General features: G+C 41.6%; 27 protein-coding genes. 13 read left to right on the top strand and 14 right to left on the bottom strand.

Annotated features, from left to right (window positions below):
- The first annotated feature begins 91 nt into the window (after positions 1–91).
- Together C900_RS09495 and C900_RS09500 are read left to right on the top strand one after the other, a co-directional pair.
- Entirely contained in the window at positions 92–472 is a 381-nt protein-coding gene (locus tag C900_RS09495; RefSeq protein WP_009579585.1) for a DUF423 domain-containing protein, read from the top strand.
- Positions 473–631: 159 nt separating this feature from the next.
- Positions 632–1,294, top strand: coding sequence for a DUF4136 domain-containing protein (locus C900_RS09500; RefSeq protein WP_085950827.1), 663 nt, complete (start codon positions 632–634; stop codon positions 1,292–1,294).
- 58 nt (positions 1,295–1,352) lie between these two features.
- On the opposite strand, the gene C900_RS09505 is transcribed toward C900_RS09500, so the two are convergent.
- The 3 genes from C900_RS09505 to C900_RS09515 form a co-directional block, all read right to left on the bottom strand.
- Positions 1,353–1,769, bottom strand: a complete 417-nt coding sequence (locus tag C900_RS09505) for a DUF1573 domain-containing protein (RefSeq protein WP_009579587.1) — start codon at positions 1,767–1,769, stop codon at positions 1,353–1,355.
- 73 nt (positions 1,770–1,842) lie between these two features.
- Positions 1,843–3,246: an ATP-dependent DNA helicase gene (locus tag C900_RS09510; RefSeq protein ID WP_009579588.1), complete on the bottom strand. Its 1,404-nt coding sequence runs from the start codon at positions 3,244–3,246 to the stop codon at positions 1,843–1,845.
- 2 nt (positions 3,247–3,248) lie between these two features.
- On the bottom strand, positions 3,249–3,695 hold the full coding sequence (locus C900_RS09515) for a PaaI family thioesterase (RefSeq protein WP_040496332.1): 447 nt from the start codon (positions 3,693–3,695) through the stop codon (positions 3,249–3,251).
- 81 nt (positions 3,696–3,776) lie between these two features.
- Between C900_RS09515 and C900_RS09520 the strand changes: the two genes are divergently transcribed.
- The 4 genes from C900_RS09520 (at position 3,777) to coaD (ending at position 6,511) form a co-directional block, all read left to right on the top strand.
- Positions 3,777–4,262: an NUDIX domain-containing protein gene (locus C900_RS09520; RefSeq protein WP_009579590.1), complete on the top strand. Its 486-nt coding sequence runs from the start codon at positions 3,777–3,779 to the stop codon at positions 4,260–4,262.
- Between the two features lie 76 nt (positions 4,263–4,338).
- Positions 4,339–5,148, top strand: a complete 810-nt coding sequence (locus C900_RS28320; protein WP_009579591.1) for a biotin/lipoyl attachment domain-containing protein — start codon at positions 4,339–4,341, stop codon at positions 5,146–5,148.
- A gap of 4 nt (positions 5,149–5,152) precedes the next feature.
- Complete coding sequence (locus tag C900_RS09535; RefSeq protein ID WP_009579592.1) at positions 5,153–6,040, top strand: DUF3822 family protein; 888 nt, start codon at positions 5,153–5,155, stop codon at positions 6,038–6,040.
- Between the two features lie 15 nt (positions 6,041–6,055).
- Positions 6,056–6,511, top strand: a complete 456-nt coding sequence (gene coaD, locus C900_RS09540; protein WP_009579593.1) for a pantetheine-phosphate adenylyltransferase — start codon at positions 6,056–6,058, stop codon at positions 6,509–6,511.
- A gap of 279 nt (positions 6,512–6,790) precedes the next feature.
- Here the strand turns inward: coaD and C900_RS09545 are convergent, their stop codons facing one another.
- On the bottom strand, positions 6,791–7,486 hold the full coding sequence (locus C900_RS09545) for an NUDIX hydrolase (protein ID WP_009579594.1): 696 nt from the start codon (positions 7,484–7,486) through the stop codon (positions 6,791–6,793).
- 103 nt (positions 7,487–7,589) lie between these two features.
- Between C900_RS09545 and pyrE the strand changes: the two genes are divergently transcribed.
- The gene (gene pyrE, locus C900_RS09550) at positions 7,590–8,225 is read left to right on the top strand and encodes an orotate phosphoribosyltransferase (protein WP_009579595.1); all 636 of its coding nucleotides are present in this window, start codon (positions 7,590–7,592) and stop codon (positions 8,223–8,225) included.
- Between the two features lie 3 nt (positions 8,226–8,228).
- Here the strand turns inward: pyrE and C900_RS09555 are convergent, their stop codons facing one another.
- From C900_RS09555 to C900_RS09565, 3 genes are read right to left on the bottom strand one after another with little or no spacing between them, the layout of a single operon-like run.
- Positions 8,229–9,002 (bottom strand): TIGR02757 family protein, encoded by a 774-nt coding sequence (locus C900_RS09555; RefSeq protein ID WP_009579596.1) that lies wholly within the window; start codon positions 9,000–9,002, stop codon positions 8,229–8,231.
- Positions 9,003–9,007: 5 nt separating this feature from the next.
- Positions 9,008–10,126 carry a LysM peptidoglycan-binding domain-containing protein gene (locus tag C900_RS09560; protein WP_185113966.1) on the bottom strand — a complete coding sequence of 373 codons (1,119 nt, stop codon included), beginning with the start codon at positions 10,124–10,126 and terminating at the stop codon, positions 9,008–9,010.
- A gap of 6 nt (positions 10,127–10,132) precedes the next feature.
- Positions 10,133–10,924, bottom strand: a complete 792-nt coding sequence (locus C900_RS09565; protein ID WP_009579599.1) for a DUF4905 domain-containing protein — start codon at positions 10,922–10,924, stop codon at positions 10,133–10,135.
- Between the two features lie 55 nt (positions 10,925–10,979).
- On the opposite strand from C900_RS09565, the gene C900_RS09570 reads away from it, so the two are divergent.
- The 5 genes from C900_RS09570 to C900_RS09590 all read left to right on the top strand — a co-directional run bounded on the left by C900_RS09570 (position 10,980) and on the right by C900_RS09590 (position 15,828).
- Positions 10,980–12,332, top strand: coding sequence for an NfeD family protein (locus C900_RS09570; RefSeq protein ID WP_009579600.1), 1,353 nt, complete (start codon positions 10,980–10,982; stop codon positions 12,330–12,332).
- A 118-nt stretch (positions 12,333–12,450) separates the two neighbouring features.
- On the top strand, positions 12,451–13,185 hold the full coding sequence (gene kdsB / locus C900_RS09575) for a 3-deoxy-manno-octulosonate cytidylyltransferase (protein ID WP_040496333.1): 735 nt from the start codon (positions 12,451–12,453) through the stop codon (positions 13,183–13,185).
- A 268-nt stretch (positions 13,186–13,453) separates the two neighbouring features.
- On the top strand, positions 13,454–14,560 hold the full coding sequence (locus C900_RS09580; protein ID WP_009579602.1) for an acyloxyacyl hydrolase: 1,107 nt from the start codon (positions 13,454–13,456) through the stop codon (positions 14,558–14,560).
- On the top strand, positions 14,545–15,294 hold the full coding sequence (locus C900_RS09585; protein ID WP_009579603.1) for a head GIN domain-containing protein: 750 nt from the start codon (positions 14,545–14,547) through the stop codon (positions 15,292–15,294). Before C900_RS09580 ends, C900_RS09585 begins: the two co-directional genes overlap by 16 nt.
- A gap of 3 nt (positions 15,295–15,297) precedes the next feature.
- Complete coding sequence (locus C900_RS09590; RefSeq protein WP_009579604.1) at positions 15,298–15,828, top strand: NADPH-dependent FMN reductase; 531 nt, start codon at positions 15,298–15,300, stop codon at positions 15,826–15,828.
- A gap of 3 nt (positions 15,829–15,831) precedes the next feature.
- Here the strand turns inward: C900_RS09590 and C900_RS09595 are convergent, their stop codons facing one another.
- The 6 genes from C900_RS09595 to C900_RS09625 all read right to left on the bottom strand — a co-directional run bounded on the left by C900_RS09595 (position 15,832) and on the right by C900_RS09625 (position 23,788).
- Positions 15,832–16,548 carry a hypothetical protein gene (locus C900_RS09595; RefSeq protein WP_009579605.1) on the bottom strand — a complete coding sequence of 239 codons (717 nt, stop codon included), beginning with the start codon at positions 16,546–16,548 and terminating at the stop codon, positions 15,832–15,834.
- Positions 16,549–16,555: 7 nt separating this feature from the next.
- Complete coding sequence (locus C900_RS09600) at positions 16,556–17,269, bottom strand: hypothetical protein (RefSeq protein ID WP_040496336.1); 714 nt, start codon at positions 17,267–17,269, stop codon at positions 16,556–16,558.
- 79 nt (positions 17,270–17,348) lie between these two features.
- Positions 17,349–18,383: a metal-dependent hydrolase gene (locus tag C900_RS09605; protein WP_009579607.1), complete on the bottom strand. Its 1,035-nt coding sequence runs from the start codon at positions 18,381–18,383 to the stop codon at positions 17,349–17,351.
- A 27-nt stretch (positions 18,384–18,410) separates the two neighbouring features.
- Positions 18,411–19,058 (bottom strand): class I SAM-dependent methyltransferase, encoded by a 648-nt coding sequence (locus C900_RS09610; protein ID WP_040496338.1) that lies wholly within the window; start codon positions 19,056–19,058, stop codon positions 18,411–18,413.
- A gap of 489 nt (positions 19,059–19,547) precedes the next feature.
- Positions 19,548–20,564, bottom strand: a complete 1,017-nt coding sequence (locus C900_RS09620) for a glycosyltransferase family 2 protein (RefSeq protein WP_040496340.1) — start codon at positions 20,562–20,564, stop codon at positions 19,548–19,550.
- 842 nt (positions 20,565–21,406) lie between these two features.
- Entirely contained in the window at positions 21,407–23,788 is a 2,382-nt protein-coding gene (locus C900_RS09625) for an ABC transporter permease (protein WP_009579613.1), read from the bottom strand.
- A 174-nt stretch (positions 23,789–23,962) separates the two neighbouring features.
- Between C900_RS09625 and C900_RS29845 the strand changes: the two genes are divergently transcribed.
- Positions 23,963–24,142, top strand: a complete 180-nt coding sequence (locus C900_RS29845; protein WP_157493970.1) for a hypothetical protein — start codon at positions 23,963–23,965, stop codon at positions 24,140–24,142.
- Here the strand turns inward: C900_RS29845 and ftsZ are convergent.
- Positions 24,139–25,677 carry a cell division protein FtsZ gene (gene ftsZ / locus C900_RS09630; protein ID WP_009579615.1) on the bottom strand — a complete coding sequence of 513 codons (1,539 nt, stop codon included), beginning with the start codon at positions 25,675–25,677 and terminating at the stop codon, positions 24,139–24,141. The genes C900_RS29845 and ftsZ overlap by 4 nt on opposite strands.
- Positions 25,678–25,707 lie beyond the last annotated feature (30 nt).

A 25,707-nucleotide genomic window follows, 5' to 3' on the forward strand; every position in this document is an offset into this window, starting at 1 on the left:
TCGTTAGTCGTAATGGTCTTTAAACTTTGCCTGTTGCTTCTGCCAATTGCCGACTAATAAGTTTGATGTTTGATTTTTAGAATTATTAGAAATGACGGGAGCAAAAAATACATTAATAATAGCAGGTGTTTTCGGAGCCCTGGCAGTGGCCATTGGTGCTTTCGGTGCACATGGTCTTAAGGAACTTCTAGTGGAAAACGGCAGGCTTGACACATTTGAAACTGCGGTGAAATATCACTTTTACCACACACTTGCACTGCTGGCTCTGGGATTGCTTATGATGAGATTTCATAGTAAGCTCTTTTTATATGCAGCAGGCTTCATGATGCTTGGCATAGTTATTTTCAGCGGATCTTTATACATTCTTTGTCTTACCAATATGACCTTCCTGGGTGCGATCACTCCATTGGGTGGCCTGGCGTTTATATGTGGGTGGCTATTCCTCTCGATCGGTGTGGCCCGTTCTCTCTAGGCGGCCCGTTCGATTACAAGTGTTTCATTATATACATACTTTGTGAACGGCATTCCTCTATCATGAATATCACTATTGCCATAACTCTAACCAAAGGTTGATGGCACAGTATTTCCAATAGTTAAGTCAAAATAAATGTACCACCTAACTTTAAAAGTCATGAAACATTTAAAAGCTCTATTGACTATTACGATGCTGGTAAGCATCTGTATGTCTCCCGCTATTGGACAGGAACTGGTAGCTGTTGATGAAAGCGCGGATGCTGATCTTGGCAGCTATGAAAGTTATACCTGGACATCAGACATGAACAATACTGCTTCTGACACTTACATTAGTGATCGGTCATTAAACCTGACTATTCAGGAAGCTATTAGCAGCGAACTGGACGACCTGGGGTATACCAGGAATAGCGGTGACCCCGATTTCCTTGTAAGTTACAGGATTTTAACAGAGGATACTCAATTGAAGGGCCGACCTGAGACTCCAAACATGTCGCCAACTACCACCGCACGTCATGAACTACGGACCTATGATGTAGCAGCCGGCACATTGGTCGTCCAACTCCTCGATAGAGACGAGGGCACTATTGTCTGGCAGGGATTTGCTTCCGGCATTCTGACCTCTGACGATTTTATCTCTACGGATAATGCCGGCATGAATGAGCAACCCCTAGGTAATGAACAAGGTGACTGGGATTCACAAAATGACCGTATTAACAAAGATCCGCTTAGTGAAGAGATGACCATTGCGGACACTCGAGAAGAAAGGGTACGTGAAGCAGTAAGGCAAATATTTGATAAATTTGAATATGCAGCTCGCTAAAAAAAAAAGGCGGTTTCCCAATGAGATAACCGCCTTTATATTTTCTTATTGACCTTAATTATCGGCCAGCATCATCCTTTTTGGGCAATACATTAGTTATTATTGTCAAGCGGTTATTCGGATTGGCAGCATTGCTCACAATAGTGATCACCTTGTTTTGCATACCGAGCTTACCGGCACTATTAAAGCTTATCGTAATACTTGACTCCTGACCTGGCGCAATAGGATCTCTGGGCCAGTCTGATGCCGTACAGCCGCAGGTTACCTGCACATTAGTGATGATCAGCGGTTCGTTCCCAGTGTTTTCAAAGGTAAACGTATGCTGTACCTTATCTCCCTGATGAATATCTCCAAAATCGTGTTTGGCAGTGTCAAAGGTCATTACAGGTCCGTTTTCAGCAACAGTAGCTGACTCCTGAGCCAGGGCGTTATAGATCATAAAAACACCAAAAATAAATACTACAAAAGTCTTCATACAATTCTTATTTAATAGGGTCCACAAATATAGGTCTAATCTTCCACAAACAATAATCCTGCCTGTTTGTCATCTATGATACGAACATTTTCTTATTAAAGTTCACCAAAAATAGTTGATTTGTTGCTCTTGTCACAGCGGTATACAACCATCTAACATATTCTTTATCCACCATATCGTCTTTTAAGTAACCCTGGTCTACAAAAACAGCGTCCCACTGACCGCCCTGTGACTTATGGCAGGTAAGTGCATAAGCAAATTTCACCTGCAAGGCATTAAGGTACGGGTCCTTTTTGATAGCTTCCTTTCTGGCCTTAACGGTATCAAGGTCTTTGTAATCTTCAACTACTGATTCATAAAGTTGCTTGTTCTGTTCCTCAGAAAGAGCCGGGGTTTCCGTATAAAGGGTATCCAGGATCACTTTGGCTTCAAAGGAACTCTCGTAAGGATAATCTACCATACGCAACTGTAGAGTGGCAAATCGAAGACCGTGGATCTCTTCAAAGGAGACAATTTTCGTTACCTCAGCAAAATCTCCATTGGCTATAAAATTACCTGCTATGCCATCAGGCGTATATAAATAATTATTTCTGACAATCATCAGTATTTCCCCCACCTCAAGCTCTGATTCATAGAAATGAATGCGGTTTCGGATGTACTGATTATAGTTGTTGGCCAGTTTATTAGAGCGACATATAATGATAGTACTCTCCACTCCAAAATTATCATAGGCATACCGCAATCCCTCCTCCATCTTTTCGCCGGTCATTCTAAACACATCTTTATACCCTTTTGTAATAAAACCGATTTTGGGATCATTAGAAGTAAGTTCATTTCGCAGGTTGGTGGCATTATACAAAATTCCCGAATCGCTCTCCTGGCGCATCACTTCGGTAAGCACTATTTGTTGTACCGACACATGAAAGTTGGCTTCCAGATATGATCTATCCAAAGCGGGGCTAATATTCTGCCCAACAGGTGGCAACTGAGCACTATCCCCGATCAATATCAGTTTATTTGAATTATCGGAAAAAACATAATTAAACAGGTCTGAAAGCAGGCCAGCGCCACCGAAGCTTCTGTCTTCATTGATCATAGATGCCTCATCCACAATGAATACAGTATCGCGTGCGTAATTCTGTTGCCGTTTAAAAGCCGGCCCCTCTCCCTGATCACCCACCTGTTTGTATATCTTTTTATGTACTGTAAAGGCCAGTTTTTTGGAATAAGAAGACATCACTTTGGCAGCCCTGCCTGTAGGCGCCATGAGCACAAATTTCTTGTTAAACAAAGGAAGGGTGGTTACCAGCGTACTGACAATAGTTGTTTTCCCCGTACCGGCATAACCCTTGATAATAAAAACCGACTTTTCATGCTTTTCATTCAGAAAATCATCAACAAGCCGGAATAGCTTCTCCTGCCCGGTAGTGGCAGTAAAAGGAAACTTGTTCAATAATATTTCCGAAGGCCTGGGCATATTTATTTTGGTATATCCTCAGGAAAAATAGTGACCATGGTGGTAGTTGCTTTTGCGATCAAAGTACGTTGAGCCCCACTTACACACCATACCTCTGCTTCGCAAAAATTCATTTTCCGGCCTTGCTTAAGTACCCATCCCCTGGCATATAACTTTTCTCCTATTCCGGGGTTTAAATAAGAAACCTTAATTTCACCCGTTACCACATGTTGATCCTCCGGCACAAGGGTATAGGCTGCAAAGCCTGCAGTGATATCAGCAAGAGTAGCTATTACACCACCATGAACCAGCCCTTTCTGCTGTTTATGTATCTCCTTAATATCCAGCCATCCTTCTGTCACGCCTTCCTCAATTACGTCAAGCGAAAAATTGATGTGCTTCATAAAATGTTGACGTTCCAGGTATTTTTCTACTCTGATTCTATATTCAGGATTAGAAGTTTTAATCATTGTTATTCCATTTTCCATAAAAACAACAAATATAAGATAACAAGTGCTGCCAACAGCAATTATTAATAACTTGCCTTTCAAATGAATGAAGATATCAAAGCCACCTATGGTAATCGAATCAGGATAAGGACCTCCGGTATAGCTGTAAGAGATAATGCCATACTGCTGGTAAAGCATGAGGGGGTCGGCAGCAAAAATATTCTTTGGGCTCCTCCGGGAGGTGGTGTAGAGCCGGGCGAATTAAGCCAGGAAGCTCTTAGAAGAGAATTTTTTGAAGAGACAGGACTGAAGGTTGAAGTTAGAGATTTTCTCTTTGTAAACGAGTTTATAGAAAAACCACTACATGCGGTAGAACTATTTTTTAAAGTAAAAATAGTTGACGGATGCCCACAGTTGGGAACAGACCCTGAGATGGCGCCCGGAAAACAAATATTAAAGGAAATAAAATTTGTGACTTTCCGGGAATTAGCGGTTATGGATAATGAAATATTACATAATGCCCTGCATCATGTTAATGGTCCCGAATCGCTATTAAATATGTCTGGCTATTTTAAATTTTGCCAATAATTACATAAAATAGCACTTTGATTAATATGTATTACACCACAAAATCTTTATTATTGCAATCAAAAATACCTAAGAAATGAATGCTACGAAAATTATCTCTATAGTTCTGCTGCTCGCGAGTCTTTCGCTGGGTTATTATCTGGTAAATAGCGTGAAGTCAGAAATTGACGAAAAAGAAGCAATTGCTCAGAGAGAAGCAGCAGTAATTGAGAAACTCAAGCTCATCCGTGAAGCAGAAATTGCCTATCTGGAGGTAAAAGGAAGTTATACCAGCGACTGGGACAAACTTATAAATTTCATCAAATACGACAGTTTTCCAATTATACAAAGAAAAGAAAGAGTGGTCACTTTAAGTTATGGAGCTGATAGCTCTATCATAACTTACGACACACTGGGAATCATTTCTGCCAAAGAAAGGATCTTCAGGGCATCTTATAACATTAATGCTGCTAACGATGGTGTATTCCAGGAGTTTTTAGTCAATACCGGCAGTAAGGTGGCCCAGGGACAAGGTGCATATGTACTCAACCAGAACGGCAAAAATGTTACTCACAAATTCCGGCATGCCGGTAAAGTAGTGAAGCTGGAAAACATTTTTGAAGGACAACAGGTTACTAAGGGTGATCTGCTGATTACTTTAGAGCAGCAAAAATTCGACCCTGACATTGATATTGACAGATTGGCTTATGTACCTGGCTATGACAATGTAAAGTTTACAGTTTATGCTGCTAAGGTAGACAAAAGTGGGGTTTCGGTTGATGTAATAGAAGTAGCCAATCCAAAACCCTTCAATCGTGAAAGATCGGAAGATGCAGATGTAAGAACTAAGAAGCCTTTGAGGTTTGGCTCCAAAACAGATGTAACAACTTCAGGAAACTGGGAATAATACCTTGGATACTGCGACACTTGGTTATAAACTTGTAAAGAAAATCAAAGATGAGAAGTTTGATGTAGACAAACTTCATCAGTATAATCTTATGATCCAGTTGGGGATCAGGGACCTTCAGATAGCGATTGTTGATTCAACTAACAATCGCTGCCTTCTTTTAGAAGATTATATATTAGCCAGTGTCAAATCTCACCAGGCACTCAGGGAATTACTCATCACCCTTTTCGAAGAACACCACCTGCTGATGGCAGGCTTCTGGAAAAGTGTTAGGATCAGTATTAAAAACAATAAATTTTGCCTCATACCCTCAGCGCTCTTTGTAAAAGAAGCGTTGGTAGATTATCTACGCCTTAATAGCACGTACGATCCTGCAAGAGAGGATATCTACTATTACAAGCACATCAAATCAGACGCAGTATGTGTATTTGCTGTAAACCGTGATATATCAGAGTGGTTAAAGCAGCTTTACCCCAATGCAGAGGTCGGTTTTATTCACCAAAGCAGTGCACTCATAGAAGGTGTCATTAACTTTGAAAAGACCAATAAGAAGAATACCATGTACCTGTATATTGACAGGTTCAGGCTGCATATCATCACCCTGAAAAATGACAAACTGGAATACTACAATCAGTTTGCCATCAAACAGTTCAATGACTATATCAGGTATATCATGCTGGTGATGAAGGGATTGCACAAAAATCAAAAGACCAGTGATGTCGTACTCTGGGGATATATTGGTAAACAGTCCCCACACTACAATGAGTTCTATAAGTTTATAAAAAACATTTCATTTGGTGACCGTCCGAAGTATCTGAGCTATGGGTATTTATTTGATGAAGTTCAGGATCACCATTTCTTCGATTTGTACAGCATTCACCTGTGTGATTAGCACATTACCAACCCTATGAAAAAAATAGCCATTTTCCCAGGCTCATTCGATCCCTTTACGAAAGGCCATGAAGACATTGTAATAAGAGGCCTCAAGCTTTTTGATGAGATTATAGTCGCCATAGGACACAACAGCAAAAAAAGTAACCGCTATTTTGATGTAGAAAGGATGGCGGAACTGATAGATCAGACCTTTGAGAAGTATGATAATATCAGTGTAATTCTTTATAGCGAACTAACTGCTGAATTAGCCAAAAAACATCAGGCAAAGTACCTGCTAAGGGGTTTACGAAATACAACTGACTTTGAATATGAAAACAGTATTTCTCAGGTAAACAAACACCTGAATGAAGATCTTGAATCTGTTTTTCTCATCACTTCTCCCGAGCTTGCAGCCATTAACTCCACTATTATCCGTGAAGTACACCGCTATGGCGGAGATGTGAGCGATTTTCTCCCTTATAAGATCTAGTTACTGGATTCTGATGGCTGGTTTCTTGAAGCTGGTTTCTTCCGATCGTTAATGGTTAATGGTTCCTTGCAACGAAAGCTTTACTAGTCCTTATAGGCTTAGTAAAGCATCATTCGTAACTCTATACTCGATACTCACGACTATATTTTGCCTACTGCTTACTGCCGATTGATATGTGTTTGATGTTTCGAGTTTGTTTAGTGTCCACTGAACAGTGAAGCGGTCAACCAGCAGCCAGCAGCCAGTGACAAGCAACCAGCCACCAGCAAACAGAACCCGCTAGGGAATTGACTGGCGTTCCTGCTCCTTTTCCTGTTTAAAAAAGCGATCGAATACAAATGCAATGGACTTATAGGAGTCCTGGAGGGCATGGAACACCTCCTTACGTGTCATCCATCGTACTTCTTCTATATCTTCTTCCACCTGTGGCTTCATCTTGGAGTCTTTGGAGATCTCCATAGCATACCACACCGTCTTTTTCAAAATCTTCTTCCTTTTCATAGTATAGGTATGCCAGGTAGTGCAAATTTTATCAAGCATATTTACTTTAATATTGCACTCCTCTTCCACTTCGCGCTGTGCGGCTTCAAAGTTATTCTCTCCCTTGTCCAGCTTACCCTTTGGCAGGTCCCATTTTTTAAGACGATAGATCATCAACAGCTTATCCCCTTTTTTTACGAGTCCGCCTGCAGCTTTAATGATCTTGAACTTCTTTTTAAGAAATGTCCGCATGTCCTCATAGTCATCTACCGTAACCGTGATAGAGATCAGCCCGGGGATGATTGTAGTATCAAGAAGATCAAACAGATGATCAACATCCTGATACTTAGCATGTTTTATCCAAACCCTATGCAGTAGTTTGGCCTGCGTAACAGGCTCTGTTTCCGCGTTAAGGATATGATTGAACTCCCGTTCGTCCGGCTTCTCAATTGCCCTCACAATAGTCACCGGGATGTCATTGATGAAAAGGTTCATCTAAAAAAATAAGATTAATACCCACAAATGAAAAAAATATTTGGCAGCGCGCCAATAGAATTTAAGTTTTTTAATCCATAAATTCGCAACCAAACTTAAAAACATGACTACTGATCTGGGACATACCATAGCAGGAAAATTATTAGACATAGAGGCCATTAAGCTGAATCTTGAGCATCCTTTTACCTGGAGCTCAGGATGGAAATCGCCTATTTACTGTGATAATCGCCTATCCTTATCCTTTCCTGAGATCAGAACTTACATCAAAAATGCGCTGGTGGAGGCTATTAAAGCTAATTACCCTGACGTAGAAGCAATAGCTGGAGTAGCTACGGCCGGGATCCCCCAGGGAGCTCTGGTAGCAGAGGCTATGGGACTACCTTTTCTGTATGTACGCTCTAAGCCAAAAGGACATGGTATGGAAAATATGATTGAAGGTAAGGTAACACCCGGACAAAAGGTAGTAGTAATAGAAGACCTGGTATCCACTGGTGGAAGCTCTTTAAAGGCGGCAGAAGCACTAAAGGCTAATAATATCGAAGTATTGGGCATGGCCGCTATCTTTACCTATGGATTTGATCTGGCAGATAAAAACTTTGCGAATGCCGGTATACCGTTAGTCTGCCTGAGCAATTACAATCTATTACTAGAGGAAGCTCTTGAGAGAGATTATATCAAACAAGAACAATTGGGTTCACTCGAAGCCTGGAGAAGAGACCCCGCAAACTGGCAAGGATAAAGGCTAAAACTTCTCTTCTATCCCTAAGCCGAAAAGGGCAAAATCGTACTTCACAGGATCCTCAGGGTCAAATTCCCTTAGATGAGCTGTTAGCTCTAAAGCCGTTTGCCAATCTGTTTGCTTACGCGTGATCAGACCGAGTTTTCGCGCCACGCGATCTACATGCAGATCGCATGGACAAATCAATTGTGAGGGCTTTATGCAGCTCCAGATACCGAAATCAACACCATTTCCATCGTTGCGGACCATCCACCTCAAAAACATGTTGATCCTTTTACATGCTGACTTTCTTTCCGGGGTGGCGATATGCTTTTTTGTTCGGTTGGGGTATTCCGGCAGACTAAAGAACAGCCGATGGAAATTGATTATACCCCCGCCCAAATGTTCCGCATCATGCTCCACACCTTGTAAAAAAGCATCCTCCAGACTGTTATACCTAGAATAGTACCATTTGAAAAAAGCAATAAAATAGAGTGTATCGGTAGCATTAAAGGTGCGATGTTTAAAATCAACAAAAGGCTTCAGGTCTGCCTCCTCATGATGTAGTATGAAATCATAAGGTGCGTTGTCCATCATCCGAAATAGTTCCTTGCATTTGTTGATTATGGTAATGCGCTGCCCCCAGGCTAAGACAGCCGCCCAAAAACCTGATATTTCGATATCCTGTTTTCTCGAGTAGGAATGTGGTATAACAATAGGATCATCATCAATAAATCCCGGTTGATTATACTGTGCTACCTTTTCATCCAGAAAAGCTTTTAGGGCAGAGCGCTGCAAGGCAATTAAGGGATATAAGAAACTGAAACCCTGAACCTCGGATCAATGGCTCCGAGACGATCGTATGCAGACTTTGAAACTTTGATGAGCACATTCTTATTTACTCCGGTATCGGGCAGCCTGCCCAATACCCTTACAAATACCTCCTGATCGTTCATCTCATTCCGCACCCTCATGATCGTGCCTATCTTTGCCGTTCGGTGAAGCGCCAAATATTTACGGGTATTCTCCGACCCATCTATGAGTTCAGCAAGCCCTGATTCTTCGACTTCTTCAAAAGTAGTGGAGCCCCTCTCTATAGTTATCGCCTTTTCCCCGACAACAGGTCTGGTATTATTTCCTTGTTCTGCCAGTGGCCTGGTTACCGGTTCTTCCGATGTTTTTATCACATCATTTTTACTGACAGGTTCCGTTAACTTTGGATCTGATGTAGTATCAACAGGTTCTTTTAGGCTGGCGCTTTCAAATATTGTGGGGCTCTCTTCTCTTCCTACTATCAGTTCCTGTCCGATGCCAATCTCATTTCCTATTAATTCATTCCAGCTTCTGAGTTCATCAATGGTAATGTTATACTTCCTGGAGATAGCGTATAAAGTTTCCCCGGAAGCCACTATATGAGTTTTTCCACCCCTGGATACCGGTGCTTTGACCGGATCGGTATTTGATTTTTCTATTTTTTCCTTTACGATCAGCTTTTGATCTATTTCCAAAAGATTGTCGGTCAGGTTATTCCACCTTTTGAGATCCTCAATAGAAACGTTATACATTCTGGATATGGAAAATACAGTTTCCTTTGGTTTCACCACATGGATCTTCTCTTCAACTGACACATAGCTGGGTGATGAAGTGTCATTTTTAGCAATCTGCGTCCTTTTCACAACCGGCACCCGTACAATCTCACCAATGGTAAGACCAAATTCGGCAGGCGGATTGTTTTCAATGATTTGATAGATCGATACATTATACCTTCTTGACAAAGAATATAATGTTTCCTTTTCTTCAACCTTATGAAGAATATATGATTTCCCATTCACTTCCTCCACGCCTACTGAATCAGCCTGAGCTACTCCGGCCATTGCATGAAGAGAAATGATAAAAAGCAAACCTGTTAAAAAAAATCTCATAAACATTCAGGGTAACTGGTATATAAAAAAATCTCTTGTATGCGCTACAAAGATAAGCTTGTTGTGGTAAATGAAGAAAGTCTCCGCACTAATTCCCTCAGAATCATTTTCCAGTTGTATATCCATCAACGGATCGCCCTGATGATCAACCACAAACAGGTGGTTATCCAACTTGTCATTTTGATTTAAGAAATAGACCGACATGATCATCACCTCATCATTTTCATAGTAATCGGTTCCTCTCACTGCTTCTTTGCCTGTCATTGTCCTTATAAAATCGCTGACGGTATCAAAATAATCACTCCCTTCCCGGTAATGGAACGGCTTCTCAACAGATTTATTTTGTTTTTTCCCAAAATCATTCATTGCATCGGCCGGACTAATTTTACTTCCCGACAAAACATTGTAAAATTCAATTTCTTGTTCTCCCTTGGTTATTACTTCCATAGAATATCCTTTAATATCAAGGATGTTCTTATCTGCCATTTTCCATAATATCTGTCTGCCGGAAATATCAAAGCCAAAATAATACCGAAAGTCAGGGTTATCTTCTTCCGGCCAGGTATGAAAAACTATGACATCATCTATAAACCAGGATACCCCAATCCACCAATGCTCATCGAACTGAAGGCCCTCTAATAAAAATTCACGGGTTGATACATTCAGCAGACTGTAATAAACCTCCATGGCCTCCTTGTTTCTCACCTCGATAAGAAGCAGTTCACGATCAGGGTGTGAAATTATATTCCACACTTTGCCGTTAAATGAATGTGAAAAGTTTAAATTGAGCTTTCCCACCTGTTTAATTATTTGTTAATTTATGTAAAATTACACCTTAAATAATCGCAACAAAGTGAATTCGAATAAGTTCAAATACCTCTTTCTTTCATTGATCATCATCCTTACCAGCCTGAGCACCTTTGCGCAGAATGAGAAAAAAAATAAGGTAATGGTGCTGGATATTCGTTCAGAAATTGATCCTAGAATGAACCGCTACGTAGATTTAGCACTTAAGCATGCCGAAGAAATAGAGGCTGATTATGTCATAATTGATATGGACACCTATGGTGGGGCCGTTACCGATGCCAAAGATATAGTAGAGCGCATTTTAGACTTTGAAAAACCAATATGGGTTTTCATCAATAAAGATGCCGCCTCAGCCGGAGCGCTTATTTCGATAGCCACTGACAGTATCTATATGGCTCCGGGAGCTAATATAGGAGCTGCCACAGTGGTAACCCCGGATGGAACGGCAGCCCCTGATAAGTACCAGTCTTACATGCGCAGCACCATGCGCTCGCTGGCGGAAGAAAAAGGCCGGGATCCTAAAATTGCCGAGGCAATGGTGGATGAATCTATAGAAATCGAAGGTGTAACAAAGGCGGGGCAGGTCATTACCTTTTCTACCGCTGAAGCGATCGAACATGGCTTTTGTGAAGCCAAAGTAAACTCTATAGAAGAAATATTGGAAAGAAACGGAGTAGAAGACTATGAGATGGTGAAATACGAGCTGAGCGGGACCGAGAGGGTTATCGCTTTTTTCCTCAACCCGTTTATCAGTGGCATACTCATCCTGGTGATCGTAGGTGGTATCTGGTTTGAATTGCAAACACCTGGTGTGGGCTTTCCAATTGCTGCAGCCACAGTGGCTCTCATACTTTATCTTGTGCCCTATTACCTGAATGGCCTCGCTGCCAATTGGGAGATCATTGCTTTTTTTGTCGGAATTGTACTAATAGCGCTTGAGATACTGGTAATCCCGGGTTTTGGGGTTGCAGGTATATCAGGCATCATTATCACCGTGGGCTCGCTGGTACTGGTCATGCTCAACAATGACACCTTCGATTTTTCATTTGTAGGGTTCAATGAATTGCTCATTGCCGTGGCAGCTACACTTGCGGGAATGCTGGGCAGTATAGCAGTGCTTTTCATAGGCGGGGTCAGGCTTACCGATACAAAGATCTTTTCGCGCGTAGCCCTAACCGATACTATGGGCCGAGACCAGGGATATACCTCCAATTTCAAGACCGTTTCAATGGTAGGCAAGAAAGGCATCGCATATACAGTGCTACGCCCGAGCGGTAAGGTGCTCATTGACGATGAAATTTACGATGCTTATACCAGAGGAGACTATATTGAAAGGGATCAGCGAATAATAGTGACTAGTGACGAAGGAACATCTTTGAAGGTAAAGTTAGATCAGTAAAAAAATAGCAGCGAGTTGACAAAATGGAGTCATGAGCTGGTGCGATTGACCGGACGGAAAATAAATTATCGGCAGTCTCAACACTCATGTCTCATATCTCGATACTAAAATTATGCAAATGAAAATATTGGGGATGATACCTGCCAGGTATGGGTCTACACGGTTTCCAGCAAAGGCGCTGGCGGATATAGGGGGTAAGAGTATGATACAGCGGGTGTACGAGCAAGCGTCAAAAGCCAGAATGCTGGACGAAGTGATTGTGGCTACCGATCACGAAGCCATACAATCGGTAGTTCAGGGCTTTGCCGGCAAGGTCTGCATGACCAGCAAGGCGCATCAGAGTGGTACAGACAGATGCTATGAAGCGCTTTCGCTGCAACCCGGCGCTTATGATTATGTCATCAATATTCAAGGTGATGAGCCCTTCATTGCCCCTGACCAAATAGACTTGCTGGCTGGCTTGCTGGATGGTGAAACTCAACTGGCCACACTGGTTAAAAAAATAGACGATGAGGAAGAGCTATTTAACCCAAATGTTGTGAAAGTCATATTCAACCGGTATCATCAGGCTATCTATTTCAGCCGGGCTACGCTCCCTTACAACCGAAATATCCCACAGAACCAGTGGCTGCAGCAGCACGACTATTTTAAGCATATTGGAATTTATGCCTATAGATCAGATGTTCTCCATGAGATTACGCTGCTGGAAGCATCGGCGTTGGAGAAATCGGAATCTCTGGAACAGCTTCGATGGATCGAAAACGGCTATACTATCAAAGTAGCCGAAACTCAGCATCAATCGATAGGTGTCGATACACCCGAGGACCTTGAGAGACTAAAAAACCTTTACTAAGTAATGTCGCTAAGAAAATGGCCGAGTATGCATTACGCTTGCCTCAAAAATGCTAATCCCGATAACTGCAAGAATTGTACGGGGCTCCGCTTTTTGGGGCTTCGCACGGTGTGCCATAGCATTTCGGTGCAGCACAAGCCCTTTACTCTGCCAATGACGTTTTCCTGAAGCCACTTGGGGTTTTCTTATAAGCACAACCTTTGGTAATGACGACTTAGTTTCTTAGAGTAACTAATAATGATTAATTTTGAAGCTATTACCCAAACCAATGCAATACTTGAGAAATATTTTGATCCCACTCCTTCTGATCATACCGGCTATGGTATTTGGTCAGTTTAGAAGTATGGGCAACAAGAAGATAGAGGCTGACGTATTCCATGGATTTATTTTAAAGCATAAACCGCAAATTGCTCATTTGATCACTGAGCACCCAACGGGTTTTAGAATTTCATTTGACCAAAAGACCTATGGTTCAGAGCTTTGGCAGCAGCGTTATAACTTTCCCGATGTTGGACTTACTTTTGTATATGTAAACTATGGGGATGATCGCCTGGGAAAATCCTTTGCAGTAATTCCTCACTATACCTTCTACATCAACAAAAATAAAGCCTCCAAAAATCAATTGAAGTACAAGCTGGGGCTGGGGCTTGGATACAATACTGAAAAGTATCATAAAGAATATAACAATAAAAATAATGTACTGGGTACAGACCTGAATTTTGGAGTTATCCTCGAAACCGAATACCAGCGAGAGCTAACAGATCGATTTTTTTTACATCTACATGTAGCTCTGACACATTTTTCAAACGGTTCCATTAAAAAACCTAATTCGGGGATAAACGTTGTGAGCTCTAACCTGGGGGTGTCTTACCTGATCAACTACCAGAAGACTGCTTATACATATATTGAAGAAGAGCCTGTGGAGGAGAAAGGCTTAGGTTACACGCTTACCCTCTCTGCCGGAATGCATGAGTACTCAAAACAAGGATCAGGACAATATCCTTTTTTTGTACTTAGTGGGCTTGTTGACAAACGGCTGAATCATAAAAGTGCGTTGGGCATTACACTCGAGTGGTTTGCCTCGCTTTCCATGCGTAATGAGATCAAGTATGATGTCTGGCTGACTGACCAGGAAAAGCCCGACTGGCATCGCGTGGGTATAGCTTTGAGTCATGAACTGTTTGTCAACAGTGTTTCCCTGATCTCGCAGGCAGGCTATTATGTTTATGACGAATACAATTACTTTGGCAAAATATACCTGCGATTAGGTGTCAGAAAGTATTTCAATGACCATATTTACAGCTCCCTTGTAGTGAAGTCACATGCGGCTAAAGCTGAGGCTGCTGAATTTGCCCTGGGATGGAGATTCAGATGAAATATACCGGATACATAGCATTATTGCTCTTACTTGCAGTGGGGTGTGATTCGGAAAATGCCCCCCAATGCCTTAAAACCTCAGGCAAAACCACCGAAGTCTCTTTGGTTGTAGATTATTTCAATGCTATAGAGATCAATACCGAGTTTAATGTCATTCTGAAAGAGGGTCCTGCACAGGCGGTGACATTAACCGCCGGAGCCAACCTGATCCCCGAAATAGTCTATGAAGTAGTAGATGGCACATTCATTATTCGCAATAAAAATTCATGTCAGTGGGTCCGGTCGTATAACTATCCCTTATTAACGATAATACATCCTGATATCACCAGAATAAGACAAGGTGGTAGTGGATTGATCAGCTCTGAAGGGGCGCTAAATTATCCGAAACTCACCCTGCTAAGCGAAGAACAAACCGGAGATTTTCAACTGGAACTCCATTGTGACCAACTGTCGGTAACCAGTAATGAACTCTCAAATTTTCATATCACTGGTACTGCGGATGTGCTGAGAATATTTTTTGCTTCTGGTGATGGCAGATTTGAGGGGGCTGATTTCAAAGTAAAAAATGCTACTATAAAACACCGGGGTACTAACGATATTATTGTTTACGTCACCGAAACCCTGACAGGTGAAATACTTTCCACCGGTAATATTGTTTATGTAAAAACCCAGCCCACCACTCTGGATGTTAGCGATGAGAATCTCGGAGAACTCATCTATAAACCCGAATAAGTCATGCAGAAAATTGTAATAGTATGTGGAACAAACCGTTCTGATTCAGTTTCTTACCAGATAGCGCTGATCTACAAGGAAATTCTAAATCATATGGGGGTGGGAAACGAACTTATTGACCTGTCTGACCTTCCACATGATTTTGCATTTTCCGCACTTTACGAAAACTCCGGCAGGAATGACGCTTTTAATCCTTTCAGGGAAATCATGGTGAACCATAAAAAGTTTGTTTTCATTGTTCCTGAATACAATGGTTCCTTTCCCGGGGTGCTAAAGACCTTTATTGATGGTCTGAAATACCCCGACACCTTCCGAGATAAGAAATGCGCCCTTGTTGGGATCTCTTCCGGTATTCAGGGTGGTGGTCTGGCGTTGAGCCATCTGACAGATATATTTCACTATTGTGGTATGCATGTACTGGCACACAAACCTAAGCTCTCGCATATTGAAAGGCATTTTCAGGAAGGTACGATCATCAATGAATTGTATATGACACTGCTCCAGGAACAGGCTGAGAAGTTGATTGAATTTTGATAACTAGCGCCTAACAGCAAAGCCCAGCCGGATGCCCAGATGTAAAGTGAAAGCGCCTGTTATATCTCCATCTGACTTTAAGTGGTACTGCGATGGCACGTGGTTGAATTTTTCTCCTCTATACAGGTAGTAATCATAGTGGGTGTAGATATTATGATAAATATTCACACCCAAACCGGCGTAAAAGGAATACACAAAACCTTTAGTTCCAATATCATTGCCTCCATATCGCACCTGACCGCCATAAGCTACAATATGGCGATCGATGACTACATCAAGGGCTCCATCTGACAAATAATTACCAATAACGTATAAACTATTTTGAGCGTAATAATATCGTAATTGTCCTACAACCTGGAGAAATCTCGGTTTCTTTGTCTTTAAGGGGATTACTTTGTAGTACTTACCAACTCCTCCATAGCTACTTGCCCGGATCTGTAAATCCTCTGTGTCGTCCAAAACTTCGATTGGTAACTCATAAAGAATTCTGTTAGGATATATGTAGCCAAGGGAAACTCCATGCCCACTTAGGTTTTCATCCAAAAACTCCCAATTTATACTCACCTCATCTACTGCTGCACGAACAGGATTTATGGTAAACAGATAGTAGGAATATTTATGCTGTATCGAGAGTGAATCCTGTCTTAATGTGTCTTGTGCCTGGAGGCAGCAGGAAAGCAAGAACAAGAGACTAATATAACCAAACTTTATTGTTTTCATACTTTAATTAACGCCTTACAGCAAAGCCTACTCTCATTCCAAGATTAATACATAGGCCGGGCTTGATTTTTCCATCTGATTCCAGCCTATACTCCACGGGCACATCAGGATTGACTCCACCATAGTAATAGTAGTGGTATTCTGTGTATACGTTATGAAATAAATTTAACCCACCGCCCATGTATAAAGAAAAAATAAGAACATCGGCTATTCTATAATTTCTACAATACCTGAATTGCAGTCCGTAAACCAACGTTTGCCGATCTAAATGTACTTCCCTGGCTCCACTGGAAAGATGATTACCTACAACATGCACAGCATCTTTTGCATTGTAATATTTAAACTGCCCTAGGAAATGAATAGCACTTTTTCTTCCCATCGGTACAACTCGGTAATACTTTACCAGGCCCCCGGAGCTTTGAGCCCTTATCAACATATTATCCGTGAACTCAATGTTACGCCATATGTCAGTGAGCAGATGGCTCGGATAAATATATCCTAATGAAAAACCATGCCCACTGAAATCTTTGTTTAACAATTCCCAGTTAACCGTCACCTCATCCACAAAGGCACGAAGCGGATTTACAGTAAACAGATAATGATTAAATTTATGCTGGGATGGTACATCGGCAGCGTTTTCCTGAGCAACAACATTCAGCCTAAATAATAAAAAGATTAAAATATATCTGAATTTAACAAACGGCAATATTTGGCTTGCCAAAATATTAAATATATAAGATAATTTAAATTTTTTTAACGAATTTATCTCTACTTGGTGCGCTCTTTCGTAAGATACTCTTTCATTTGGCAGAACTTGTATTAAACTTATTACCCATTACCCGTTCTATCAATGGCTTCAACATTTCCTTGCCTTCCCCGAGATCTTTTTCCACTTCCTGTACGCGCACTTCCTCACCTTTCTCAAATATTTTATAAGAGAAAACAAATTTCCCTTTGCCAGTCTCCCACCCTGTACGCTGCCCAAAGCGAAGGTTGTTGAAGATTACACCTTTGTCGTTTGGCTCTATTGTATACCATTTGTCTGTGATATCAATTAGTTTTTTTACTTTCAGATCAGCATCAAATGGCTCCAGAAGATCATGTTTTTTAGGAAAGAAATGGTAGTTGATACGCTCATCCTCATCAAGAAAGGAATAGAAACCCATCAGATAGCCGTCCGGGGTCTCTATAGTTGCTGTCCATAGAATAATGTTTAAAGGCGCTGGTTTACTTTCATAGCGAACAACTTGCAAGTTCTGTCTGTCAAAGGATGCCGCAAACACCTGGTTAGCGCGATATTTAACAATCAGTGTTAAAATAAGGTAGCCTGTACTTAATAAGAGACCTGCTCGATTGATCCTTCTCCTTTTTTTACTTTCTCTTTCAACAAATAAAAGCCAGAGAACACAGACCAGAAGAGGAATGGTATAAAGCGGATCTATAACAAAAACGCTTTTTATAGCTATTCTGTAATCACTAAACGGCCAGAATAGTTCTGTTCCCCAGGTAGTGAAACAATCTAGCAAGGCATGGGTAAAAAGACCCATGAACACCAGAAATGTCCAATCTCTCCAAGTGGCTTCTCCGTTCGGATATAATTTTCTGATGAGGAAACCCAATAAAGGAGACAATAAGACGGCAAAAGCAATAGAATGTGTAGGTCCGCGGTGAAATTCGAGTGCGTCAACAGTGCCCATAAAATACCGTGAAATTACATCCAGGTCAGGAATGGTGCCCGCTACAGCACCCCACAGCACCGCTTTATTACCCGCTTTTCGCCCCGCCACTGCCTCTCCTACGGCAGCCCCCAGTAGAACTTGTGTTACAGAATCCAAACCTTCTTGTAGCTTTTAAATGATTTTCTAGGCCTTTCTATACTTAATGACCCAATAGTTCTCTAACTCTATATATTCCAGATCTGTTGCTCTCGAAGAGAGCAATCTTGATATTTCTTCTGCCTTCGGAAAGTTTTTTAGCACCAAATGCTCCGTATTATCCTGAAGCCTGCGTCTTTGATACGTATTGCCGGCATCATCTGTTTTAAAAACAGGGGTACTACTACCCTCCACGTATTTATTATCCACAAAAATTATCAGACCATTTTTTAAAACTCTTTCATGGACTACATCAATAAAGTCCGAGAGCTTTTCTACTGGTATATGCGACCAAATAAACCCACCAAAGGCCGCCTCAAATAAGCCATTGAAAGCTGCCAGGTTATAAATATCAACAATTTCAAACCCTACTTTTCCGGGCGGATACTTCTTCTTTTGAGCTATCTCAATCACTTCCTTATTTATGTCTATTGCAACAATTGATTGAGCTGTTTCAGCAATATATTGAGTCCAATAGCCAGTACCACAAGCCACTTCGAGTAGTTTCTTATTGGAAAATTTAACAGGCAAAAACCGCCTAAGGAACTTAAGGTCAGCCTGTCGGTCTGGTTTTTCGTAGATTTTTTCGTATTCACTAGCTCTGCGAGCATAGTATGAGGCAATGTCCAGGTTCATAATATAAATTTAGGGAAATCACTGATAGTACGGTAACACCGGCCGGCTAGCTTTTTATATTTCCTCATTGATATGGTAAAATGATTCAAAAAATGGGCAACAACACTCCTGAAGATATAACCTCTCATTACAAAAAAAATCCTCTCCTCGCTCGAACGCCATCGTATTACATCGCGATGTCAAACTCACTTTAATTAATCATCTGATCTCCCTAAGTCTATCCTAGCGTTTACGATTTACTATAATAATCATCTCTAACCTCCTGTGAAATGAAGGTACTTAAACCTCGGCCTTTCAGGGCAAGACTTTTCATTATCTCAACTCTCTCCCTGCCTGGATTAATATAATTGTAGATATAGATTTCCGGTCCTCTGAATTTTACTTTAATGTAATCATTACCAATTTCAAAAGCCGTAACACCCGAATCTCGAGCTATATTTTTATACCTTCTCATTAGTCCTTAGCCACCTACAAATGGCCCCGCATAAATCATGCAAAAAACCAAAAATCTGTAGCTGGTTGTTTATTCCAATCCCTAAGTTGCTGGCGAATAGCCACTCTGTCGTCAGGAGAAGATACGACAATCATGATCTGAGGGTTCTGCAACTCAGATAGGATACTAAAATGATTCATATATACTCCATAAATGTGTTTTCCTATCTTTTTCTCATTGTCACATACCCAATGAAATACATCTTTGTGTTTTTTGAGCAGCCTGGCCATGTCTTTACCATTTTTGCCTGCTCCCCACAACACCAACGGCCTGCTTTTATCCCGGTCCAGTTCGTAGAAGTATCGGATTTTGAGCTCAAAATAACGATTATCCTTGTAGCAGTCCCACGTACGCGAAATGCGATCAGAGCGATCGCGCCAATAATGCAGTATGCGGTCCACCCCTATCACCTTCAATCTTTCCTGATAAAACCGAAAGCAAAGGTCATAATCTTCAGGATACACTTCAGGGTCAAAGGCGCCTACCGCATTAAAGTCATCTCTGTGAATCAGCCAGCAGTGGGATGGAATAACGCACTCCTGATAGATCTCTTCATAATGTCTGCTTTCCCTGGCCACATCGTTTAGCCAGTTTTCGTACCGCAAAAATCCTTCTCCAACTTCCCCTTCATCAACAAAATGTTTAGTCCCTCCGGCTACTATTGTTCCTTTACCATGCTTTTGCCATTCCTGCACCATCACCTGCAGTTTGTATTCCGGCATAATATCATCGGAATCCATACGATTGATCAGTGTGCCCCGGCAATGACCATGTGCTTTTTGTAGAGTTGGAATGAGTTTTGGGCGATCGCTGTTGTACACCCTTATTCTCTCGTCTTTGGTGGCATATTCGCGTAGTATATCAGGAGTAGCATCTGTAGAATGGTCATTAACGGCAATAAGCTCCCAATTCGGGTAGGTTTGAGCAAGTATGGATTCCAGACACTCAGGAAGATAAGGTTCGGTGTCTTTTACAGCCATTACTATAGACACTAAGGGGCTAGCGTTTATCATAGTAGACACCAAAGTTAAGGAAACCCCAATACAGCTTCAACTTTAGCGCTATAAATGACTACTTCATATCCTTCTGTAAGATGTGTGGTTTTACCTGCCAGGGGTGACAAATCAAACATGTTGAATAATACGTCATCGGTAGGAAACCAACAACTTTTCAGTTGATTTTGTGGATAATGACATTATGCCATCATTTACCACCGAGGGGCAACAGAAATCACAAACCACCACGTCATCCTGGAATTTTCGTAGAGCAACGGAGAAAATATTCAGGATCCCCTGATCCGGTGGAAGAGGCTGAAGTTCAGTCACAGTCAGTAGCGAGGAGATCCCGGATCACTGTGTTACGTCCGGGATGACAGTAGTGGGAAATTGAATAATTATCTGACTATCAGCATGTAATGAAAATTTGCCATTGGTATGTTGGAGGGATCTATGCACGTGTAACTGCTCCAAAGGTGCATAGATCTCTCCCTCTGGTCCCCGAAAGCAAGTTATGGCAAGTTCGGGACAGGCAAGGCGACTGTGCTTCTTGAGAACGCTTTTCTTAACTTAACTTGAGTTCGACATAGTGGTACCGATAAAGGTATGCATATCAGAAAAACAGGCCAAAAAACTCCGTTTTTAAGGTCCCCGAACTTGCCTTCGGGGAAGAATGAAGAATCTTACTAAGTTCAAGGGTACTATCAACAACTTAGGAAGATCCTTCTCCCGAAAGCCTTAAAGCCTTCGGGATAGGATGACCGCCTATTTTCAGGCATTTTAACGTTAACTCAATATTATTGAGGGACGACATGCCACAATAATCTCGTCAGGTCCAGGCCTGATGAGAATAATTTTAGTTACTCATACTTCAATGAATCCACCGGATTGGCAAGGGCGGCTTTAAAAGTATTGAAGCTCACTGTCAGCAAGGCAATAGAAGCAGCAAGCGTCCCAGCCAGAACAAATGGCATTACACCTATTTCCGTCCTGTAGGCATAGTGGGAAAGCCAAGAATCCGTACATAGCCAAGCAAGAGGCGAAGCAACAATAAAAGCCAATGATACCAGTTTCAGAAAGTCTGAGGAAAATAACCAAACAATACTCAATTCATCCGCACCCAGTACTTTTCTTATGCCGGTCTCCTTTGTCCGCTGCTCTGCCATGAATACAGACAGACCAAACAAACCGAGACAGGAAATAACAATGGCTACAACGGAGAAAATATTGCTGAGCTTTCCCATAGTCACCACATCGTTATACGATTTACTATATTGGTCAGCAACAAAGGAATAATCAAAAGCATATTCCTTTTCATATTTGGCATAAACCGTTTGAATATCGCTCAGCACTGATGGATTTCCTGTTCCTATTCGAATAAAAGCACACCATACCTCTTCAGGGTTAAATACCAGGATCACAGGTTCTATCTGCTTTTCCAGTGACTGGTGGTGAAAATCCTTCACCAGCCCCACAACTTTACCATTATTCCCCCATACCTGTAATTCCATCCCGATTGGTTCTCCTGCCATCATGGCATCTGCGGCTGCCTCATTTATGATGAAGTACCTGTCACTATTCCCGGAATAATGATGCGGAAAATTAGAGCCCTGTAACAATTCCGTGCCGAATGTTTCCATAAATCCACCATCAACCTGCATCACATTAAAATAGATCAATGCATTTTCAGGCTTTCCCTTCCACATAACATGTCTGTTACCATTAGAAATGTTGAATGGGTGATGCTCTGTAAAACTCACGGCCTCAATTCCTGATATGTTTAACAGTTCATTTTTATATGCATCTTTATGCACCTTTATACCTCTGAGAAAATGGTGTACTATATTTTCCTTTTGAATACCAAGATCTTTGTTCTGCAGGTATTCGATCTGCCGATAGACTACTACAGCATAGACAATAAAGGTGATCGACAAGGTAAATTGAATAATTACCAGCCATTTTCTGAAGAGCGTGAGGCCTCCACGCTGATGGTTGGCACTTTTGAGAATCTTAGCAGGATTAAAAGATGACAAATACAAAGCCGGGTAGCTACCCGCCAGTATGGTTGTGAACACCGTGAGGCTCATAACCACAAGAAGAAATGAAGTTGAACCAAATGGAATACTCAGATGCTTCTCCGTTAGTACGTTGAATCCCGGCAATAAAATATCAGTCAATGTAACGGCAATGGCCATGGATATTAATACAATTATAAAGGACTCTGCCAGGAATTGAGTAAGCAATTGGCCTTTTCCAGCGCCCACAGTCTTTCTTAGCCCCACCTCTTTGGCCCGTCTTCCGGCCCTTGCGGTGGACAAGTTCATAAAGTTGATACAGGCTATAAGCAGAATAACAATGGCAATGATGGAAAAGAGTCTGATATATTGAATTCTTCCTGTAGGAGCCCTGCCTTGAGAAAAGTCTGAATGAAGATATAGTTTTGAAAACGGGTAGACAAACAAGGCGTCATCACTTTCCAAGCCGGTATAATCATTAATAAAAGTGCCCAACTTCTCGTTCAGGCGCTGCACATCTGCTTCTGGAGCCACCTTCATATATGTAGTAACATTGAAATTGGTATAAGCCCATTGGGAGCGCAAACTACTCCACCACGGCCTGTATTTTTCTTCGAACCATTGATAGTTCATTACAAAATCAAATTGTAATGACGACTGTCGGGGTATTTTGGCTAGTACGCCCGATACTTTGCAGTCCATTTTTTCATTATCAGGAGTTACTATGCTTAGAGACTTACCCAACGCACTTTCTCCTGGAAAATACTTTTGAGCCAATTGGTGGCTGATCAGTATGGTTCCGGGTTCTGAAAACAAGTGCTGGACAGTTCCCTCCTGTAAAGGAAAACTAAAAATGCTGAAGAATGAGGAGTCTGCATAGATGCCTGACTCTAAAAATTTAGCGTTATCTGATGCAATAACCGTTTCAGCGGGAAAAACACGCGTCAGGTTATTGACTTCCGGTAGCTTTTCTACAATGGGTTGAGCAAGAGCGGAAGGACTATAGGGCATTATCTGAGCTTCGCCTTCATTTTTTAATTCACCAAAGACCTTATAAATATGTTCCCCTTTTACATGAAACTGGTCGTATTTCAGCTCATCCCATATCCATAGGGTTACGAGTAAGAAGCATGCCAGACCAAACGCCAGACCTAATATGTTAATAATAGAAAAAAGGCTATTTCTCAGCAGGTTGCGATAGGCAATTTTGTAAAAATTTTTAAGCATTATGGCTCTTTATTTTGAATTCCAACAGACTCATTTTTATCTGTTATTTCAAGGTTATTCATTTACAATACCAAAAAATTAACATTCTGTATATCAATGTGTTACAACAAAACAACATAAAACTGTCGTCTTAATTTGAAACATTTCATTGTCCCAAAATGAGACATCCGTTACTTGATGCGACTTTCTTATTACGACCTCGATTATACCAAGAAAAAAACCTCCAGGGCGCACCCAGGAGGTTCAGTTGAAAAAATGACATCACAGCACCGGCAGAAAAAATTTACAACCAACAACCACTACAATTGGAAAGTAAAGCCGGTTGATGCTGCAGATGTCAATAGGTACCTTTAATCCACATTGTCATGCAAGAATCTGTTATTACCCAATATTTGGTTATCATCATTCAGATTGTACTTTGATACATGAGGCTCCGAAGAGTGAGGCACGTTTTGAAGTCGTACGTCACGTCTCAGATAAGCTGGCACATCCAGTTTTTCTTTGAATTCATCAGCATTCATCTCATGTTTGTTCAGCCCTTTCAGCTTCTGCATTCGTTCCTGAGCCTTCTGCTGCAGCCTGTCTTTCGTGCTGACCCTGTCCATCATACCTTCGTCATTGATATGCTGATCGTTATAATCATCCATGAATTCAAATTCATCCTCAAGCTCTGAAAACAGTCCATCGTCTCCGTCATCATCACTGGCGTTTACCGGACTGGTAAATGAGTATCCTCTTTCTTCCTGCAAGCCATTATTGGAGGGTTTCTCTACCTCTTTTTTGGTGATCTCATTATTTCTTTGATTGACAGAGTTGTCGTTGCTGAACATGTCTATCTGTTTGTTGGCTTCAAGATCGTATACCCTTCTTTCTTCCTGCTTTTGCTTCATTCTATTTTCCGGAAGGTAAGCTTCATCATGATCAAAGCCGGTAGCAATTACCGTTACTCTTATGCTGTCCCCCAACTCAGGGTCTACCCCGTGACCAAAGATCACCTCAGCATCATCACCAGCCTGTTCCTGGATATATTCAGTGATCTCAGTAAGCTCATCCATCTGAAGCTCCGCCTGCTCTCCTGAGATGATAGAGAGTAATATTTTTTGAGCGCCCAGGATATCTTTGTTATCCAAAAGCGGTGAGGCAAGCGCTTCTTCAGCAGCCTTTCTGGCTCTGTTTTCTCCTTTGGTCTGAGCAGAACCCATAACCGCCGCGCCTGCATTATGCATAACGGTTCTCACATCCTGAAAATCCACGTTTACATAACCTGCCACAGTAATGATCTCAGCGATGCCTTTGGCTGCTGTGGTCAGTACATTGTCAGCCTGAGCAAAAGCACTACCTATTGACAGGTTTCCGTATATCTCACGAAGTTTATCATTGAGAATAACAAGTACGGTGTCACAACTTTCTTTCAAGGCATTGATGCCATTCTCAGCTTGTTTTGCTTTCTTCTTTCCTTCAAAAGCAAAAGGCGCTGTAACAATACCTACGGTAAGGATATCCATCTCCTTAGCAATTTTGGCTATCACCGGGGCAGCTCCGGTACCGGTGCCTCCACCCATACCTGCTGTGATGAATACCATTTTTGTATCATTGCCTAAAAGGTCTCTTATATCTTCTCTGCTTTCCAAAGCAGCATTTTTTCCTACCTCAGGATTGGCCCCTGCGCCTAAGCCTTCGGTTAGATTAACTCCTATTTGAATTTTTCCCGGAACTGCACTGGTTTTCAGAGCTTGAGAATCGGTGTTACACACTACAAATTCAACATCTTTAATGCCCTGATTAAACATGTGGTTCACTGCGTTGCTTCCACCACCACCAACACCGATCACCTTGATGATCGACTTATGGTGTTTGGGAAGATCAAACTTGTATGCATTTTCAGACATAACTATTAATATTTAGTGGTTGCGAATTTT

It is taken from the genome of Fulvivirga imtechensis AK7, from assembly GCF_000331535.1.
In the GTDB taxonomy this organism is placed as follows: Bacteria; Bacteroidota; Bacteroidia; order Cytophagales; family Cyclobacteriaceae; genus Fulvivirga; species Fulvivirga imtechensis.